The organism is Cyclobacterium sp. SOCE241, from assembly GCF_056867545.1.
Genome location: NZ_CP149779.1, coordinates 4,135,227 through 4,152,651, shown reverse-complemented (window position 1 = coordinate 4,152,651; position 17,425 = coordinate 4,135,227). Strand labels below are relative to the sequence as shown.

Sequence of the window (17,425 nt, the reverse complement as noted above, 5' to 3'; positions counted from 1 at the left end):
ATAATACTCATTGTCAATAGGGATTTCCCTTCCAAATGACCAAATATCTTAATACATGAACACTGAATATGACCTTTCTGATCCGGACAAAAAACTAAAAGCCATCCGGGAAAAAGTACTTTTATTGTCTTTTGGACGCCTAGGTTTATTTTTAATAATGTTGGCCCTCTTAATCGTAGGAATAACTGAAATTCACTGGCTGCTCTTTCTTTTCTTCCCTGTAAGCTTTGTCTTCGTAAGCCTGATTTTAAAATTCAACAAAGAAAAGGACCGGGAAAGTTTTTACAATGCAGTCAAGGAGATGCAAGAAGAAAAGGTTAATCGAAAGAATAGGAAGTTAAAAGGATTTGACACAGGGGCTGAGTTTATTGACCCCTTACATCCTTTTGCAAGTGACTTGGATTTATTTGGGGAACATTCCTTGTTTCAAATGATTAATCATACGGTTTCCGTGGGTGGAAAGTCTCGTCTGGCTTCTTGGATGAAGAATCCTCTAGGACCAAAAGCTGCTGCAGAGAAACAAGAAGCTCTTTTGGAACTTTGTTCAAAAAAAGACTTCTTATTTGTATTTGAAGCTTTTGGAAAAGCTTTTATGAAAAATGACAACACCGCAGATGGAAAGGTCAGATTTTATAAATGGTTGAAGGAAAGTCTGCCTTGGAAGCTTTTATATTTCATACCCATGGTATTTGGACCGCTTGTAGGCCTTGTCGTACTTTTTGGGGTGCTTTACAATTTTTTTTCCACTGTTTACTTAAGTGTTTTTATTCTTGTGGGGATGGGACTTTTAGGTTTAATATTTAAACCCTTGATGGAGGCAATGAAATCATTGCCAAGTGATAGCGATCTTAAGACCTTACAAGCTTGGGCAAAGCTCCTTGAAAAGGAGCAATTTGAAAATCCATTGTTGGTAAAGCTATTAAAGCCTGTCAAACAAAATGAATTTTCGGCTTCAAAAGCTTTGAAACAGTTGGAAAACCTCACTTTTATGGTTGAGAACAGGACCAACTTATTGTACTTAATTTTCAATATTCTTTTCTGGATTGATTTTTTCGTTTTATATAGACTGAAGAAATGGAATGAGTTGGCCGGTAAAAACATGAGAGAATGGGAGGAAACCTTTGAAACATGGGAGGCATTGGTTTCTATGGCGGCATTTATGGCAGAGGAAGACCTATCTACAAGAGTTATTTGGGAAGCGGATGCGGTATTTTCTGCGGAAGAAATCAGGCATCCACTGATAATACCTGAAAACTGTGTAGCCAATAACTTTGACATAGAAGAGAATGAAAAGGTTGTATTGCTGACCGGATCCAATATGTCCGGAAAAACTACTTTTATGCGTACCCTTGGGATCAATATTGTTTTGGCGGGTATGGGTATACCACCTTTTGCAAAGACATTTAAAACAGGACCTTTTTTATTGTATACAAGCATGAGAAATACAGACAGTCTCGGAGAGAGTGTAAGTTCTTTTACGCAGAATTGGCTAGGATAAAGGGAGTTTTAGAAAAAGCAGCTGCAGGGGAACCTGTCTTTTACCTATTGGATGAAATCTTAAAAGGAACCAATACTGCAGACAGGGTACTTGGAAGTGAGGCATTGATTAGGCAATTGGCAGAGACTCCTGCAAAGGGAATCATATCAACCCATGATATTGAATTAAGCGCATTGGAAAACCAATTGTCTTTTTTGGTGAATTACAGTTTTCACCATGATATTCAAAAGAATGAAATCGTATTTGATTATACGATTAAAAGAGGCTCCTGTCCTAATTTTAATGCACAAAAGCTTATGGAACTGATGGGTATAGAGATCAACAAAGCTTTATAATAAAAAGGCCCATTGTACTTTGGCATAAATATTGGTCTTGTTGTATCAAATAAAACAACCATATTAAACCGAAACAACCATGAGTTCTTTATTGTATTTGATTGCGATTATTCTTGTAATAGGATGGATTCTAGGAGCCTTCGTATATAGTGTAGGAGGCTTAATCCATATTTTATTGGTTTTGGCTGTAATTGCCATCTTGTTCCGTCTTATTGGTGGAAGGTCAGTTTAGCCTTCTGAAATTAGATATAAAATAGGGCTACCGAATGCGGTAGCCCTATTTTTTGCCTTTACTTAATTTTTTATCAATCATTTAGGCTTAAGTTCAAAAGTATAAATTTTCGATTAAGATAAATTTTACTTGCTATGGCTTATTCCTGCAACATAATGGTAGAGATTCCTTAATTTTGTAATGATTCATAAAAAAATACCACACTGTGCAGAAAAACTATCAGCAAAAGACCCTAGGAATTTTGGGTGGAGGACAATTGGGAAGGATGCTTATCCAATCTGCTATCAATTATAACCTTGAGGTGCATATTTTGGATCCTGATCCCAATGCACCCTGTAAATTCCTCAGCAATAAATTTGTTAATGGAGACTTGAAAGACTATGATGCAGTTTATTCATTTGGGAAAGATTGTGATGTCATTTCAATTGAAATAGAGCATGTCAACACTGAAGCTCTTTTCCGTCTTGAAAAAGAAGGAGTAAAAGTTTTTCCTCAACCACATATCATTGCCCTCATCCAAGACAAAAGGAGCCAAAAGCAATTTTACTTGGACCAAGGAATCCCTACTGCACCATTTATTCTTACAGAAAATAAAGAAGAGGTGCTGAAACAGGCAGCGTTTTTGCCGGCGGTAAATAAGTTGGGAAAGGAGGGCTATGATGGTCGTGGGGTGCAATTAATGCGAAATGCTGGCGACCTGGAAAAGGCATTTGATGCCCCTGGATTACTGGAGAAGTTAATAGATTTTGACAAGGAGCTAGCAGTAATTGTGTCCAGAAATGAAACCGGAGAGGTTAAAAGTTTTCCATCCGTGGAGTGTGCCTTCCACCCTGAGCATAACTTGGTAGAGTTTTTATTTTCACCTGCCAATATTAGTGATACAGTAGACGCAAATGCAAGAGCACTAGCAGAAGAGGTCATTCAGAAGCTTGACATGGTTGGTCTTTTAGCGGTGGAGTTATTTTTGACCAAATCAGGTGAATTGCTAGTGAATGAAATTGCTCCTCGCCCACATAATAGTGGGCACCATACTATTGAAGCCAATTTTACCTCACAGTTTGAGCAACACCTTAGGGCTGTGATGGGCATGCCACTTGGAGAGACAGGATTGAGATGTCCAGCTGCAATGGTAAATTTATTGGGAGAAGATGGATTTACAGGGGATGCCATTGTTGAAGGAATGGACGAAGCCATTAAAGAACAGGAGTCTACCTCCATTTATATGGTAAAAAAATTACCAAGCCATTCAGAAAAATGGGACACGTAACCCTTCTAGCTGAAGATGCCGGCTTATTGAAAGAAAAAGCAGATAGAATAAAGGAACTTATAAAGATTAAAGCATGACTGAAATAAAAGTTGGTATCATCATGGGCAGCCAATCCGACCTGCCAATAATGTCTGAAGCTGCTAAGTTTTTAGAAGAAATGGAAGTAGGCTATGAATTGACCATTGTATCTGCCCATAGAACTCCGGTTCGAATGATAAACTATGCTCAGGAGGCTAAAAAGAGAGGTTTAAAGGTAATCATTGCCGGTGCGGGTGGTGCAGCACATCTGCCCGGAATGGTGGCATCTCTAACAAGCTTACCTGTTATTGGGGTGCCAGTGAAATCCTCCAATTCCATAGATGGTTGGGACAGCATCCTATCGATTCTTCAAATGCCTTCAGGAATACCCGTGGCAACGGTGGCATTAGATGGAGGAAAAATGCCGGTATTTTAGCCACCTCTATCATTGGTGCTTACGATGATAAAGTATCAAAAAATTTAGAGGAATTTAAACAATCTCTTTCGGAGAAGGTATTGGCATCTGCGGAAAGAGTAGAAGAAATAGGCTGGAAAGCTACTTTGAAAACGAAGTAATAGCCGTTGATTAAATAAAAAAGTCGGATTCAATTGGTAGAATCCGACTTTTCTTACCTCGGTTACTGTTGATAAGATATCATCAAGGAGGTATTGTGTTGAATGTTAATGTAGGTTGGCTTCTTTTTAGAAAGGCAATACGTCTCCTTCACTATCATCATTGAAAGTGGTAACATCAGGCATTTCATTTTTTGGTGCCGGAGCTGCATTGGGTGTACTTGCATTATTTACTCTCCATATTTTTACGTCGGTATACCAACGTCCATTAAATTCCCTGCTTTCTACTTCAATGCTTGCTGTCAATTCTTGCCCTTGCTGAATGTTAAACTGATCTATTTTATCTCCCCAAACAGTTAAACAAACTTTCTTTGGATACTGACCCCCGGTTTCCAAAATATAGTCCCTTTTTCTCCAGGTTCCATTTCTACCATTTCCGGATTGTTCTTCTAGGGCTTGTATGATTTTTCCTGATATCTCCATGTTGATTTTTTTTATTGAAAAAACGAAGGTAATTAAATCCTCTTGGATTTTAAAGCGAGAAGCCGGAAGGGTAAGAAATACAAAGTGTAATTAGAAATAGCTTTGGTCCTTAAGCCTAGGGTGAGGTAAAAATTATACCTTTTTCAGGTTTCAGAATAAAGAAACTTCCTTACCTTCTATAATTCTATCTGATGAAAAAAACTAAACCCGGATAGTTTTTAATCGTAACTTTAAAAATAATCTATACAATTCTAACCGTAAAACGTTATTTGATTAAACTAAAATTAATTTTCACCCCGGTTTTTTACTGACCCTCGAAAGGAAATCTTTTCTTTTTAAAATAATCAATGATTTACGGCTCAATAGCTAGCAGTTTAAATGAAAATACTTAAAAAATTAATATACAGTATGATGACCATACTAATCGTAGTAATTGTCCTACTTGTAACAATAGGAACTTTGTTTATGTATTTAAGCCCGGAGTTTGGAGGGAAGCCCACTGAAGCGGCATACAAGCAATATGCCAAATCCAAACATTTTAAAGAGGGAAAATTTGTAAACAATGGTGATGTTGAAATGGAAATGAGTGCTGGTGATATGTTTAAAGCCATTACCGGAATGCTGAAGACCATCCCAAATTCAGTTCCCGGAAAGAACATTGAAACAGAAAAAATTGATTCCTTGGATATCGTTGGGTTCGGGGCTGATACCCGGCTGGTTTGGTTTGGTCACTCTACTTTTTTATTACAAATAGACAGCAAGACAATTCTTATTGATCCGATGTTTGGAGAGGTTCCTGCTCCCCATCCACTTTTAGGAAACAAACGATTTAGTAATGAACTTCCCATTGACATTGAAAAGTTGCCCTCAATTGATGCTGTGTTTATTACCCACGATCATTACGATCATTTAGATTATGGCTCTATCCAAAAGTTAAAAGAAAAGGTCAAAATATTTTATACACCCTTAGGTGTTGGCGCTCATTTACAAGCCTGGGGAATTGATCAGCAAGATATTGTAGAGATGGACTGGTGGCAAGAAGAAACTTTTGAGGGATTGACTATCCGTTGTACCCCGGCCCAGCATTTTTCAGGAAGAGGGATTTCGGATAGGGCTCATACCTTATGGTCTTCTTGGATCATCCAATCACCTAAGGCCAATTTGTTCTTTAGTGGAGACAGTGGATATGCGGACCATTTCAAAGAAATCGGTGAAAAATATGGACCTTTTGACCTGGCATTGATGGAATGTGGGCAATACAATGAGTTGTGGCCAACTGTTCATATGTTTCCAGAGCAAACAGCAATGGCAGGCCAAGATGTAAATGCCAAAACCATCATGCCGATTCATTGGGGTGCTTTCAAATTGTCTCATCACAGCTGGACAGACCCGGTGGAAAGGGTTTCTCAAAAAGCTAAGGAATTGAATATGAATATCATTACACCAAGAATTGGCGAGCCAATAGTATTGGATAATATGGTAGTCGCTCAACCTGATTGGTGGCGATTGCTGGTAAAGAATAACCTTCAATAAATTGTTGTTCTTTAATCCATTTCTAGGGCTGCTCTTTTCACTATAGGAATTAGGAAGGTTCCTTCAATTATAATTTATTAGTATCTTTGAAACTAAGGCCTAAAGCGGTTATTTTTATTTACCCAACACAATTCACCCAAATGTGTTAGTGTTTTTTACTTTGAATGGAGACGAAAAGGTAAGCAATTAGTTTTATGACAGATTATTCCACATTTAGACATCCTATAACGCATACAGAAGATATAAGAACAGCTGCTGAAGTTGAGTCCAATGCACCTGTTTATAACCAATACTTTATACTTCCGGAAGATTGTGAAAACGGAGACCATGTGGGTAAGGTAAATTTTTTGTGGAGCCACCAGAAATTTTTTAATAGAAGATGGGCAACTCAGGTTGACGATAATTCTTACAGTTTTGAAATAAAATCCGGAAATTCTGATCAAGCATTTTCGATTTCGAAGAGAGGGGAATTATCCATTGAAAAAGCTTTGCTCTTTAAGAAGACAAGATATCTAACGGTGCGGATCAAATTATTTGATACGTATTTTCAAGATACCATCTGTAAGGTTTTTAGAATACCTATTGGGAATTGTGTTTATTTTGATAATGAGGTTAAGGACAAGGGGCAAGGCACACGTAAACACCCTTACCGAAGGTGGAAAGATAATTTTTATGGCAGTAATCCTGCCATTAGCACTGGTAAAGCAGGGATGTTTTATTTGTGGAAAAGAGGGCAGCGGATAGAGGACTGGACAAAGGTTCAAAATCCGCTGATAAAAGGAAAACTTCCTCCTTATATTACCTTAGGTGCATGGGGTAAAGGTCCAAGGCCCATTATTGATGGCAGTAATAATAAAACCTCAGAACGGTTTTGTGATGTAGGTGATGCCAGATTAAATGGAACCTCAGTTACCTCTACCACTAACCCTGAAGGGGTGGCACACAATATTTGTATAATGGATATAGAAACCGACTTTGACGGTGAAGGAAAATGGTACCCATATCAGGTAGGGATGTATGGTCGAGGAAATAGGTTTATCCGGCTCAAATGTAGTACTTGTCTGGAATGGGAGGATGGGTTTTTCTGGGTAAAGAACCATCCGGGCGCAGAGGGTTCCGGCTTTATAGAGGCCTTGTTTCAAGATATTGAAACCTATGATAGTAAATACAGGGCGATAAAATTTGAAAGTGGAGGGATAAAAGGTCGGAATTTTCGCTGTTATACCTCGGTTATGGATTCAGAAACTCCCTTATCTGCTGCCAATGCACCATTCGTAGACTTAAAGTATGCCGACCTGCAATGCAAGGACAATAGGAGAAGTTTAGGTATTCAAATTAGAGCTGAGGCGCATTGCTATGAGTGGTTTTACCTAAAGGGATATCAAGATGCGATGAACCCCTTTAGGCATGTGGCTCACAATGGCCTAGATGCCAGCTTTGGAATAAAAAATTCCGGGTACAAGCACATTTTAATAGATGGATGTACCAGATTTATTTGCCAATCAGTAAACAATGGCCCAACTGATAAAAAACCGGTTGGAATTTATTTTAGATACATTGATGTGATGAATTCCTCAAGAGCCAAAGGGGACTAACCATAGCCCAAGAGGCCACTGATACACTTATTGAAATGTGTAATTTGGGGGATTCGCCCGGCATAGTGGTTTTTCCGGACACTTCAGGTACTGTAATTAGAAATTGTACTGTCCCGGGTAGAATTGATAGGCGGGCTGAAGCCACCATAATAAATACGGTATTTGGAAGGTTATTAGGAATGGGAGGAGGTGAAATTATTTCTTCTGCAAGTCCTTTAAAGCCTGCTTATTTTGTAAACATGGCCGAAGGCAATTATAGACCTGCGCATGGATCACCTTTGGTTGGAGCTGCTTCTCCAACAATTAATTTAGCTTATGATTTGGAAGGAAATGAAATGCGAAGTTTTCCAACCATAGGCTGTTATGAACTTGCTCCTGATCCGGCACCTGAAGAATGAAATTGGTAATCTGAAATTAAATTTTCTCTTAAGATTCCTGATAGGAAATGGGGGTGCAAATCTCAATAATAATTCCATTGTGGTCTTTCAGATAACCAACCTTTTGCCCCCATGGTTTTTCCTCAATACCCTTGAATTCTAAAGCACCTGCTTCTATGGCTTTATCAAAATCCTCGGTGATATTTTCGGTGACAAAGGCAATCTCCATCGTGTAGGCCTTTTCCCTTTTAGAGGCCAGTTGAAAATCCCTGCCAAAATTTGCTTTTCCCAATTCATGAGAAGCAAAGGACAAGGTTGTTTCTCCGGAAATAAGTTCACCATAATCGTTTTCAGGAGTTATGAATTTTATTTTGAAGCCAAATGCTTTTTCATAAAAAGCTACCGTTTTTTGGACATCTTCTACGTAGAATATTGTGTAGCCGTATTTCATTAATTTTTCAAGGATTTTTTAATTATTTTGAAAGCCCAGTCATAATGACTGGAGGTATTGGAGATTAAATAAGCTCCCAAGGAAGTAGTTCCTGTCCATTTGTATCTTCTTTTTCAAATAGCTCTTCATGGGTATGTTTCTCTATGATTTTATGGATTTTTTTATGAGAGTCATTTACCAATTGAATAGCTTCTTCTAAAGGAAGGTTTCTATTTTCTTCTTGAATTTTACGATTGAGTTCCGGAAGTGTTTTCCAAGTATGGCCCTTGGCGGGCATATAGGGCTTCTCCCCATTCATTCCTATTTTGTACCATTCCAGCATCAATAGGTGCCATTGGTGAAGATGCGCCAAAACATCTCTGATATTCCTGTTTAATGTGCCAGAGGGAAACGCTTGATGTCTTTTTTCTCCGGATAAGCATTGACTTCACCCATAAGCTTGTCAAAGTTATTTTGACTAGAATTAATGAGCTCGTATTTTGATTGAGGTCTAGGCATTAAATTTTCATTTTGGAGAAACTTGCTTCAAGAAATCTTGAGAACAGTTCTGCTAATTGGCGGATGAAAAGTTAAACTTTATTCCCTTTATTACCAAAAGAGAAATGGACGCGGAAAATTTAAACCGCCTTATTAGTTTTAAAACCCAGTTCGTCAAGAAGTTGATTACTGTATCTTGGCTGTTAAAATGTAGGTTTGAATTACACCGACTTTAACTATATTTAGGGCTAATTTAGACAACAATGAGGAAATTATCTCAAATCATACTATTGCTATTTTTGCATAGTTTATTAGTGGTTAATGCCAGAGGCCAAGATTTGAATATTGATACTTTGTCACAAAACAAAGATTCAATTGACAATGCTGCCATGGAAGAATTTAATAGGAAGTTGGCGGCAGTGGAATTAGAAAGAAAGGTAGACCTCTCAAAAAGGCTACCCTTGAAGCACAGCTTTTGGAACTTAAAACCACCGATAACCTTCAGAAAATGGATTTGATCCAACAACTTGAAGCGATCAAAGAGAATGAAAGAAAGCGACTTTCGGATAAAATAGCTCAAATAGACTCCTTAAGAGCTACTGCCAAAGGATACCCGGTTTTAGGGTTTAAAAAGGATACACTTTATTTAATTTATTCAAAGATGGGGGCTGTTTCTCCACAGGAGAGGGCAATTAATGTTTCAAATAAAATCAAGCAGCTTTATGAGGATGATTTTTTAATTGATGACTCCATCCGAATATCCAAAGTTGAAGATACTTATGACCTTATCTACAAAGATTTGATTATTGCCAGTATTTCGGAAAACGATGCCCTTTGGTCTGGGAAACCAATAGAGGAATTGGCTGAAAATTCCTTGCAAATTATAAAAGGGTCTATTGAGGAAGGAAGAGAGGAAAACAGTTGGTTAAAGTTATTGTCAAGGATTGGATTGGTAATTCTTGTGGTATTGATTGCGTGGTTTGCGATAGGCTTAATTTCAAAAGGATATGATAAGCTTCTATTAAAATTTGATAATAACAAGCAAAAATTGCTAAAGGATTTGTCTTATAAGGACTACACTTTTCTAAGTGTGGATCAAGAAACCCAAATCTTGTATTTTTTTATTAAGTTTTTGAAATGGTTTGTGTATTTTCTTTTGCTATACATTACACTACCCATCATTTTCAGCATTTTTCCTTTTTCACGAGATTGGGCCAACACTCTCTTTTATTTAGTTTGGGCGCCGTTTAAAAGTTTATTGTTATCCATATGGAATTATCTGCCTAATCTCTTCACCATTTTGGTGACCTATTATGTAATGAAGTATGTAATCAAGTTTGTAAAATATATATTTCAGGAAATAGAAGCTGAGAAACTCGTTTTATCCGGCTTTCATTCGGATTGGGCCATGCCTACATTTAGCATTGTCCAATTTCTGCTGTATGCCTTTATGTTTATCCTGATTTTCCCTCATTTACCCGGCTCAGATTCTGATATTTTTAAGGGGGTATCTGTTTTTGTAGGCGTTTTATTTTCTCTAGGTTCTTCTTCGGCTATTGCCAATATGGTTGCAGGCTTGGTGATTACTTATATGCGACCTTTTAAAATTGGAGACCGGATAAAAATTGACAATGTTACCGGGGATATCATTGAAAAAACGCTTCTGGTCACCCGGGTGCGGACAATCAAGAATGAGGTGATCACTATACCCAATTCATCTGTACTTACAGAAAATACGACAAATTATAGCATTGAGGCAAAGGATAAGGGATTGGTGGTTCATACCACTGTCACCATCGGCTATGATGTCCCTTGGCCCAAGGTTCACCAGGTATTAATAGAAGCAGCATCTAGGACGGATATGATTATGGATGAGCCTAAGCCCTATGTTTTGCAGACCAGCCTAGAAGATTTTTATGTAGCTTATCAAATTAACGCTTATACCCGGGAGGCAAGTAAACAAGCACTAATTTACTCTAGCTTACACCAAAATATTCAAGATGCATGCAATGAAAGTGATATTGAAATACTTTCTCCACATTATAGGGCTGCTAGAGATGGGAACATGAGTACTATTCCTGCTAAATACCTTCCCAAGGATTATCAAGTTCCTCATTTTAATGTAAAGTTTGATAAGGGAAACGATAAATAATTGGTCATTATGTTTATTACCTCCTATTATATTAAGTTCTTTTTTATTTCTATCATAAACAATATATTAGCAATAGGTTAATTAAATGATACTATATAATTTGAATTTCAGGAATTGACTCCTATAGTCACTTTGATTCAGTAAAGAAATTTTATGGGATTATATAAATGAATCTACATGATGCTTTATACGTAAAGTCACTTCAATTTTATTTGAAACTTTCATCTGTAATGGGTGCTAATGCCTGATGGGATTGGCCATAAAGGTTAATTTCAAGTGTGATATTTAGTTTTGATATAAAACAGCCGATCTCTTTAAGGATTCCAACAATGTGCCCTCTTATGGATAAATATATTCTCAACAGTTCGAATGATGCTATTCTTGGATTAAGTTTATCGTGGGAGATTAATTATTGTAACAGGGCAGCATGTGAGTTGTTTGGGTACATGGAGGGAGAGTTAATTGGAAAAAATACACCAAACTTTTTGATAACCTTCATCCATCTGAATTTGATAATTTATTAGAAGCTTTGCTTTTCAATGAATCGGTAAGCCCTTTACGTACGGATTGTTGTAATAAAGATGGTCTAAGTCGGGCGGTTTCCGTACAATATTCACCGATTAATAATGAGGAAGGAAAGATCGTAGGTATTTCAAGCATTATTCGGGTGATAAGTCAATATGAAAAAGCTACCAGTAAGGCACAGGCTTTAATTGAAACTGCGCCTGATGCAATGGTGGTTGTCAATATGTCGGGGCAAATAGTGTTAATAAATGCCCAAACTGAAAGGCTTTTTGGATACAAAAAGGAGGAACTATTAGGTAAGGAAGTGGAACTACTAATCCCTGATGAATTTGTTAAACACCACAGTGAGCATCGGCGAAAATATACATCCATGCCAAAAGTCAGGAATATGGGAAAAGGGATGGAACTGTATGGTAAAGACAAATCCGGGAAGAATTTTCCGATAGAAATTTCATTAAGCCCATTAAATACAGGAACAGATGTCTTTATTTCTGCTGCCATTAGAGACATTACTGATCGAAAAAAGCTGAAAACAAATTCAAGGGTTTATTGGAAAGTGCCCCCGATGCCATGGTTATTGTTGGTAAAGAGGGTGAAATTCATTTGATTAATGAGCAAACAGAAAATATTTTCGGATACAAGCGTAAAGAGTTAGTGGGAAAAAAGTAGAAGTATTGCTTCCCCAAAGATTCCATAAAGCACACCCGGGACATAGGAACAGTTTTTTTTCACAGCCAAAGATGCGCCCGATGGGTGCCGGTTTAGAGTTATTAGGATTGAGAAAGAATGGTGAAGAATTTCCCTTGGAAATATCCTTAAGCCCTTTGGAAACAGAAGAAGGTGTGCTAGTTAGCGCCGCCATACGAGACATTACAGCAAGGAAAAAAGTGGAGAGATCTCTGGAGATCTTTAATCAGCAATTGCAAAATAAAAATAAGGAGTTGGAACAATTCGCATATATTGCTTCCCATGACCTGCAGGAGCCATTGCGTACGGTGATGAATTTCACTGGTTTGCTGGAAAGAAACCATAGCCAAGAGCTTGGGGAGTCCGGGAAAAAGTGCATGTCCTTTATTATGGATGCCACTAGTAGGATGAGTCAGCTAATAAAAGGATTGTTGGAGTATTCCCGGATTGGAGCCAATATGGAACGAAAAACAATTGATTGTAACGCAGTATTGGATGAGATACAAAGAGATTTAAGCTCTTTGATTGAAGAAACAGGTACCTGTATCCAAATAGAACCCTTGCCCATTATTCAAGGCTATGCGATTGAATTTAGGCTTTTATTTCAAAACCTTCTTTCTAATGCAATCAAATTTCGCCTACCTGATGTAACTCCTGAAATTAAAGTATTTGCAGAGGAACAAAAAGACTATTGGATGTTTTGTGTATCAGATAACGGTATAGGTATTTCTGAAGAATACCAAGAGAAAATTTTCATAATATTTCAGCGGCTAAACCCCATGAATGATTATAAGGGGACAGGAATTGGGCTTGCCCATTGCATGAAAATTGTGGAATTACATGGTGGAAAAATATGGGTAAAATCTGAAATTGAGAAAGGGAGTGATTTTTATTTCACCATACCCAAATCAACTGAACAAGATTAGGATAAATAAGTAAATGTACCACCTAATTCGGCTTTGTTTTGAGGCAATGTTCTATCATTGATTAATTTTTCAGATTGGCATTATTGGTCCTAATCTTTGCATTCTTTAAATATGATCATCTGTGCCCACCTTTATATAAAAAAACATGCCATTTGGCATGTTTCTCTTAAACCCGGATTGTGTAATAGGATTTCTCCGCCCAGATAATAATCAGGGGTGAAGTCTGTCTTTGCTTTTCGGATTGTCTATTGCATATTCGGGTTAAATGATTATTTCAGGTAGCTTTCATCAAACCTTTCAAAATGACAAGTATAGCCATTGGGATACCTCACCAAGTAATCTTGGTGCTCGGGCTCTGCAGGCCAGAATTTTTCAAATGATTCTAGGCGTGTCACAACCTTGGAGTCCCATTTGTTAGAAGCGTTGACAATGTTAATCATTTCTTCCGCTTCTTTTTTCTCGATCTCGTTTTGAAAAAAATGGCTGATCGATAACTTGACCCCATATCATTTCCTTGCCGGTCTAGGGTTGTAGGATTGTGGATCCTAAAGAAATAATCCAACAATGCTGTGAAAGAAGTTTCTTCAGGATCATAAGTGATCTCTAAACCTTCGGCATGTCCTGGGTGATTCCTATAGGTAGGGTTTTCATTTTCCCCACCAAGATAGCCAACTTCTGTATCCTTAATGCCTTTTTGGGTGCGGAAAAGGTCTTCCATGCCCCAAAAACAACCTCCGGCCAAATAGGCCTTTTTTAGTTTTCCCATTTTGCTCCTTTTTTTATTTTTATTGTGATATTTTTCTTAATTGAACCAAAGGGTTAATACCCTTATTGCCCTATAAATGGTGAACGTAATTTGGGCAATTTTTGTGCGATATTTTTAATATTACTATTTTAAATGGTTATTTACGGACTCTCCACTTATTTCGGTTTTTATGGTAGAAGATTGTTGTAAAGTTTTGTGTACAGGACACTTTGCAGCAATAATTCTTAACCTTTCTTTTTGTTTTGGATCCAAAGAACCAACTAACTCGATGGATTTTGCAAAGACATCTTTACTTTCCCCATCGATCATTTCTTTACTATGATTTACATAAGTGTAGACCTCCCGGAGGTCCCATTTTTTACGCTCTGCATATAATTTTAGGGTCATTCCTGTGCAAGCAGCCAAGGCTGCTGATACCAATTCAAAAGGAGACATACCAAAATCATATCCCCCAACACTTTTGGGCTCATCTGCAATTATGCCATGATTTTTAGTGTTAATATAGGTAGTAAAATTGTCCTCTTTTAAATTTAAATGAGCCACCAATTGATGTTTATTTGGGTTAGGGGTTTCAAATGGCTTTAGATCTATGTACCTAGAAGCCCAAGAACCAATCAGCTCACCCGCATAAGCACTGTCTTCATTTTTTGTAAGGAGATGGTTGGCATTGTCTAGGGAAACAAAACTTTTCGGATGTTTCGCTTTTTGATAAATTTCATGCGCATTGCTGATCGATACAATTTCATCTACAGGTGAATGCATGATTAGTATCGGTTTTCTTAGATTTTCGATGGTAGCAGGTAAGTCATGTTGATTGAACCCCTTAATGAATTCTCCACTAATGGTAAATTTGCGTCCACCAATGACAACCCTAGCTTCTTCATCGGTAGCCAGCTTTTTTGTTTGTCCAGCAAAGTGTTTTGTGACATGCTGTATGTCAGCAGGTGTTCCAATGGTCACCACAGCTTTTATGTTTTCCAGTTTAGACGCTGCCACTATTGCTGCTGCCCCTCCTAGGGAATGGCCAATTAAGAGAGCAGGGGCTTGATAATGCATAGTGATATAGTCGTTTACAACCACTAAGTCATCCACATTGGCCTCAAAATGACTATTGGCAAAGTTCCCCCGCTTTTTCCTAGGCCTGTAAAATCAAATCTAACTACAGCAATACCTTTATTATTCAACGCCTGCCCTATATTCCTCACTGCATTTAGCTGACTTGTACAGGTAAAGCAATGGGCAAACAGGACAAACTGTTTGGGTTTTTGGTGGTTAGGAAAATCGATAGATGTTGACAATTCAAATCCTTCTTTGTTTATTATTTTAATTCTATCTGTATTCATTTTATGGTTAGGTTATAATCTTCTAAATAGAAATTTGTGATGAATGAGATATGCCATATTGGGTCATAGCCATTGAAGCAAGCTAGTCATTCAACTATACAAACCTACTGCTAGTAATAGTGAATATAATAGGTTAAAATTCCTTTTCACTAGGCAGAATTTCCTTTGGAGAAAAAGCGGATGTATAAAATTGAATTCAAACAATTTTTTTAGGGGCTTGGTATTAAATTTATCAACTAAAAACAGTTTAAATAGTTTTATTTATTATATTAGCATATAAAGGGTAGCATATACTAACAACCTGTAATCTATTTTTCACTAAAACTTATCTATAGCCATGTCTTTAATGTTTCCAATTCTTTATTTTGCATTTTACCTACTGATTCTTGGTTTGGTTTGCTTTATGATCTATAGCTGGGTCAATAAGTTTATAGTTCTTAAGACTGAGCAAAATGAGCTACTAAGAGAAATCGTAAAAAGAATGGATAAGAGAGCGTTGTAAATTTTCTTGCCTTAGGCTTAAAAATTAACCTGTTGTTATAAGTTAAATACTGGAAGCTAGCAATATATGGACGGCGGTGTATGGTCCATCTGTATATTTAACCCTAGTTTAGTTATTGCAAATCTCAGATTTAACCAAAAAGTAAATGATAAATAAAAAAAGGCAATCCAATTTGGATTGCCTTTGGTATTTTAAATGTGACTGAACAAGCATTAGCTCTGTGTCACTTCTTCTTCATACGAATAGAATGATTGATCTCTTCTTGCGAGTGTTGATTCTCCTTGTAAGAACTTATCAACTTCTACCGCACATTCGCGGCCTTCAGCGATAGCCCATACAACCAAAGATTGACCTCTTCTCATATCTCCTGCTAGAAATACTTTAGGTACAGAGCTTTGGTAATTTTTAGACTTAGGCAGTCCATTTTCCAGAAAATCTATACCAAAAGCTTCCAAGAGTCCTGCTTTTGGTCCCAAGTAACCGATTGCTAAAAACGCCAAGTCACAAGGAAGTGTTCTTTCTGTTCCTTCGATTTCGAAAAATTGCATTCTGCCATTTTCCTCTTTCCACTCAATGTCTACTACAGTAAGGCCTGTAACATTTCCATTGTCGTCTTTCGTAAACTCTTTGGTAAGCACGGACCATACCCTTTCGGCACCTTCTTCATGAGAACTGGATGTTCTCAATGTCATAGGCCACTCGGGCCAAGGATTGAGGGTGTTTCTACTTTGAGGAGGTTTAGGCAATAACTCGAGTTGGGTTATAGAAGCAGCTCCATGACGATTGGAAGTACCAATACAGTCACTTCCGGTATCTCCACCTCCAATTACAATGACATGCTTGCCTTTAGCGTGGATTGGGTTGCTTTCCAATTCCCCTGAAATCACTTGGTTTTGTCTACCAAGAAACTCCATAGCAAAGTGAACCCCTTTGGCATCACGATTATTGATTTTCAAGTCTCTTGGGTGTTGAGCACCCGTAGAGAGGACTACTGCGTCAAAATTTTGAAGAATATCTTCAGCTTTGATATTAAAGCCTACTTCAGTGTCTTTGCTGAAAATTACTCCTTCTTCATTCATCACATCCACCCTTCGGTCGATCACCCATTTCTCCAATTTGAAATCAGGAATACCATACCTTAAAAGGCCTCCTACTTCTTTGTCTTTTTCGAAGACGGTCACCTCATGACCTGCTTGGTTTATTTGATCTGCAGCAGCAAGACCTGATGGACCGGAGCCTATTACGGCTACTTTTTTACCGGTTCTTTCTGCAGGTATATTGGGCTTTACGAGGTTTAGCTCATAAGCTTTTTCTGCAATGCTCTTTTCGATCAATTCAATTGCAACAGGGTCTTTATTGATACCCAATACACAACTTGCCTCACAAGGTGCAGGGCAAATCCTTCCGGTAAATTCCGGGAAGTTATTTGTTCCACGGAGTATTTGATAGGCCAGTTCCCACTCTTTATGGTAAACGGCATCATTAAAGTCCGGGATGACATTTCCTAGGGGACAACCATTGTGACAAAAAGGAACGCCACAATCCATACACCTTGCGGCCTGCTCGTTAAGCACTTTGGACTCCAAAGGCTTGTATATTTCCTTGTAATCCTTTTTCCTTTCTTCAGGTGATCTGGATCCAGGTAGTTGTCTTTTATATTTTAAGAAACCTTCTTTATCCGCCAT

At 37.8% G+C, this 17,425-nt stretch carries 18 protein-coding genes and 4 pseudogenes; 14 read left to right on the top strand and 8 right to left on the bottom strand.

Annotated elements, in window-relative coordinates:
* Positions 1 to 55: 55 nt before the first annotated feature.
* The 5 genes and pseudogenes from WG932_RS20870 to purE all read left to right on the top strand — a co-directional run bounded on the left by WG932_RS20870 (position 56) and on the right by purE (position 3,926).
* Positions 56 to 1,498: a P-loop NTPase family protein gene (locus WG932_RS20870; RefSeq protein ID WP_483085257.1), complete on the top strand. Its 1,443-nt coding sequence runs from the start codon at positions 56 to 58 to the stop codon at positions 1,496 to 1,498.
* A complete protein-coding gene (locus WG932_RS20865) occupies positions 1,486 to 1,833 on the top strand; it encodes a MutS-related protein (RefSeq protein WP_483085256.1) in 348 nt (115 codons plus the stop codon). The genes WG932_RS20870 and WG932_RS20865 overlap by 13 nt, the downstream gene beginning before the upstream one ends.
* Positions 1,834 to 1,912: 79 nt before the next feature.
* Positions 1,913 to 2,065, top strand: a complete 153-nt coding sequence (locus WG932_RS20860; protein WP_014019820.1) for a lmo0937 family membrane protein — start codon at positions 1,913 to 1,915, stop codon at positions 2,063 to 2,065.
* A 205-nt stretch (positions 2,066 to 2,270) separates the two neighbouring features.
* Positions 2,271 to 3,409, top strand: a pseudogene (locus WG932_RS20855) (5-(carboxyamino)imidazole ribonucleotide synthase).
* A pseudogene (purE, locus tag WG932_RS20850) lies at positions 3,406 to 3,926 on the top strand (5-(carboxyamino)imidazole ribonucleotide mutase). The pseudogenes WG932_RS20855 and purE overlap by 4 nt, the downstream one beginning before the upstream one ends.
* A 126-nt stretch (positions 3,927 to 4,052) precedes the next feature.
* Here purE and WG932_RS20845 read toward each other — a convergent pair.
* Positions 4,053 to 4,406 carry a DUF3127 domain-containing protein gene (locus WG932_RS20845; RefSeq protein WP_149393020.1) on the bottom strand — a complete coding sequence of 118 codons (354 nt, stop codon included), beginning with the start codon at positions 4,404 to 4,406 and terminating at the stop codon, positions 4,053 to 4,055.
* A gap of 408 nt (positions 4,407 to 4,814) precedes the next feature.
* Between WG932_RS20845 and WG932_RS20840 the strand changes: the two genes are divergently transcribed.
* From WG932_RS20840 to WG932_RS20830, 3 genes are all read left to right on the top strand, one after another.
* Positions 4,815 to 5,939: an MBL fold metallo-hydrolase gene (locus tag WG932_RS20840; protein WP_483085255.1), complete on the top strand. Its 1,125-nt coding sequence runs from the start codon at positions 4,815 to 4,817 to the stop codon at positions 5,937 to 5,939.
* 194 nt (positions 5,940 to 6,133) lie between these two features.
* Positions 6,134 to 7,534, top strand: coding sequence for a hypothetical protein (locus WG932_RS20835; protein WP_483085254.1), 1,401 nt, complete (start codon positions 6,134 to 6,136; stop codon positions 7,532 to 7,534).
* A gap of 44 nt (positions 7,535 to 7,578) precedes the next feature.
* On the top strand, positions 7,579 to 7,932 hold the full coding sequence (locus tag WG932_RS20830; RefSeq protein WP_483085253.1) for a hypothetical protein: 354 nt from the start codon (positions 7,579 to 7,581) through the stop codon (positions 7,930 to 7,932).
* A gap of 28 nt (positions 7,933 to 7,960) precedes the next feature.
* Here WG932_RS20830 and WG932_RS20825 read toward each other — a convergent pair whose 3' ends face one another.
* The 3 genes and pseudogenes from WG932_RS20825 to WG932_RS20815 all read right to left on the bottom strand — a co-directional run bounded on the left by WG932_RS20825 (position 7,961) and on the right by WG932_RS20815 (position 8,860).
* Positions 7,961 to 8,362: a VOC family protein gene (locus tag WG932_RS20825; RefSeq protein ID WP_483085252.1), complete on the bottom strand. Its 402-nt coding sequence runs from the start codon at positions 8,360 to 8,362 to the stop codon at positions 7,961 to 7,963.
* Positions 8,362 to 8,684 (bottom strand): annotated as a pseudogene (locus tag WG932_RS20820) (ClbS/DfsB family four-helix bundle protein). Before WG932_RS20820 ends, WG932_RS20825 begins: the two are co-directional and overlap by 1 nt.
* A 50-nt stretch (positions 8,685 to 8,734) precedes the next feature.
* Positions 8,735 to 8,860, bottom strand: a complete 126-nt coding sequence (locus WG932_RS20815) for a ClbS/DfsB family four-helix bundle protein (protein ID WP_483085251.1) — start codon at positions 8,858 to 8,860, stop codon at positions 8,735 to 8,737.
* 242 nt (positions 8,861 to 9,102) lie between these two features.
* Between WG932_RS20815 and WG932_RS20810 the strand changes: the two genes are divergently transcribed.
* The 6 genes from WG932_RS20810 (at position 9,103) to WG932_RS20785 (ending at position 13,129) form a co-directional block, all read left to right on the top strand.
* Positions 9,103 to 9,357 carry a hypothetical protein gene (locus tag WG932_RS20810; RefSeq protein WP_483085250.1) on the top strand — a complete coding sequence of 85 codons (255 nt, stop codon included), beginning with the start codon at positions 9,103 to 9,105 and terminating at the stop codon, positions 9,355 to 9,357.
* Positions 9,315 to 10,991: a mechanosensitive ion channel family protein gene (locus tag WG932_RS20805; RefSeq protein WP_483085249.1), complete on the top strand. Its 1,677-nt coding sequence runs from the start codon at positions 9,315 to 9,317 to the stop codon at positions 10,989 to 10,991. The genes WG932_RS20810 and WG932_RS20805 overlap by 43 nt, the downstream gene beginning before the upstream one ends.
* Positions 10,992 to 11,320: 329 nt before the next feature.
* Entirely contained in the window at positions 11,321 to 11,515 is a 195-nt protein-coding gene (locus WG932_RS20800) for a PAS domain-containing protein (RefSeq protein WP_483085248.1), read from the top strand.
* Between the two features lie 5 nt (positions 11,516 to 11,520).
* Positions 11,521 to 12,123, top strand: a complete 603-nt coding sequence (locus WG932_RS20795; RefSeq protein WP_483085247.1) for a PAS domain-containing protein — start codon at positions 11,521 to 11,523, stop codon at positions 12,121 to 12,123.
* Positions 12,087 to 12,185: a PAS domain-containing protein gene (locus tag WG932_RS20790; RefSeq protein WP_483085246.1), complete on the top strand. Its 99-nt coding sequence runs from the start codon at positions 12,087 to 12,089 to the stop codon at positions 12,183 to 12,185. The genes WG932_RS20795 and WG932_RS20790 overlap by 37 nt, the downstream gene beginning before the upstream one ends.
* A 5-nt stretch (positions 12,186 to 12,190) precedes the next feature.
* The gene (locus WG932_RS20785; protein WP_483085245.1) at positions 12,191 to 13,129 is read left to right on the top strand and encodes a sensor histidine kinase; all 939 of its coding nucleotides are present in this window, start codon (positions 12,191 to 12,193) and stop codon (positions 13,127 to 13,129) included.
* 269 nt (positions 13,130 to 13,398) lie between these two features.
* Here the strand turns inward: WG932_RS20785 and msrA are convergent.
* The 4 genes and pseudogenes from msrA to WG932_RS20765 form a co-directional block, all read right to left on the bottom strand.
* Positions 13,399 to 13,847, bottom strand: a pseudogene (msrA, locus tag WG932_RS20780) (peptide-methionine (S)-S-oxide reductase MsrA).
* Between the two features lie 171 nt (positions 13,848 to 14,018).
* Positions 14,019 to 14,987 (bottom strand): bifunctional alpha/beta hydrolase/OsmC family protein, encoded by a 969-nt coding sequence (locus WG932_RS20775; RefSeq protein ID WP_483085244.1) that lies wholly within the window; start codon positions 14,985 to 14,987, stop codon positions 14,019 to 14,021.
* Positions 14,975 to 15,238: an alpha/beta hydrolase family protein gene (locus WG932_RS20770; RefSeq protein ID WP_483085243.1), complete on the bottom strand. Its 264-nt coding sequence runs from the start codon at positions 15,236 to 15,238 to the stop codon at positions 14,975 to 14,977. Before WG932_RS20770 ends, WG932_RS20775 begins: the two co-directional genes overlap by 13 nt.
* 714 nt (positions 15,239 to 15,952) lie before the next feature.
* Complete coding sequence (locus tag WG932_RS20765; protein ID WP_014019807.1) at positions 15,953 to 17,425, bottom strand: glutamate synthase subunit beta; 1,473 nt, start codon at positions 17,423 to 17,425, stop codon at positions 15,953 to 15,955.

Coding starts and splice junctions, on each gene's coding strand:
- WG932_RS20845 (WP_149393020.1), bottom strand. CDS start 4,406: ATGGAGATATCAGGAAAAATCATACAAGCCCTAGAAGAACAATCCGGA.
- WG932_RS20800 (WP_483085248.1), top strand. CDS start 11,321: ATGTGCCCTCTTATGGATAAATATATTCTCAACAGTTCGAATGATGCT.
- WG932_RS20810 (WP_483085250.1), top strand. CDS start 9,103: ATGAGGAAATTATCTCAAATCATACTATTGCTATTTTTGCATAGTTTA.
- WG932_RS20765 (WP_014019807.1), bottom strand. CDS start 17,425: ATGGCGGATAAAGAAGGTTTCTTAAAATATAAAAGACAACTACCTGGA.
- WG932_RS20815 (WP_483085251.1), bottom strand. CDS start 8,860: ATGCCTAGACCTCAATCAAAATACGAGCTCATTAATTCTAGTCAAAAT.
- WG932_RS20860 (WP_014019820.1), top strand. CDS start 1,913: ATGAGTTCTTTATTGTATTTGATTGCGATTATTCTTGTAATAGGATGG.
- WG932_RS20840 (WP_483085255.1), top strand. CDS start 4,815: ATGATGACCATACTAATCGTAGTAATTGTCCTACTTGTAACAATAGGA.
- WG932_RS20770 (WP_483085243.1), bottom strand. CDS start 15,238: ATGAATACAGATAGAATTAAAATAATAAACAAAGAAGGATTTGAATTG.
- WG932_RS20825 (WP_483085252.1), bottom strand. CDS start 8,362: ATGAAATACGGCTACACAATATTCTACGTAGAAGATGTCCAAAAAACG.
- WG932_RS20870 (WP_483085257.1), top strand. CDS start 56: ATGAACACTGAATATGACCTTTCTGATCCGGACAAAAAACTAAAAGCC.
- WG932_RS20835 (WP_483085254.1), top strand. CDS start 6,134: ATGACAGATTATTCCACATTTAGACATCCTATAACGCATACAGAAGAT.
- WG932_RS20790 (WP_483085246.1), top strand. CDS start 12,087: ATGGTTATTGTTGGTAAAGAGGGTGAAATTCATTTGATTAATGAGCAA.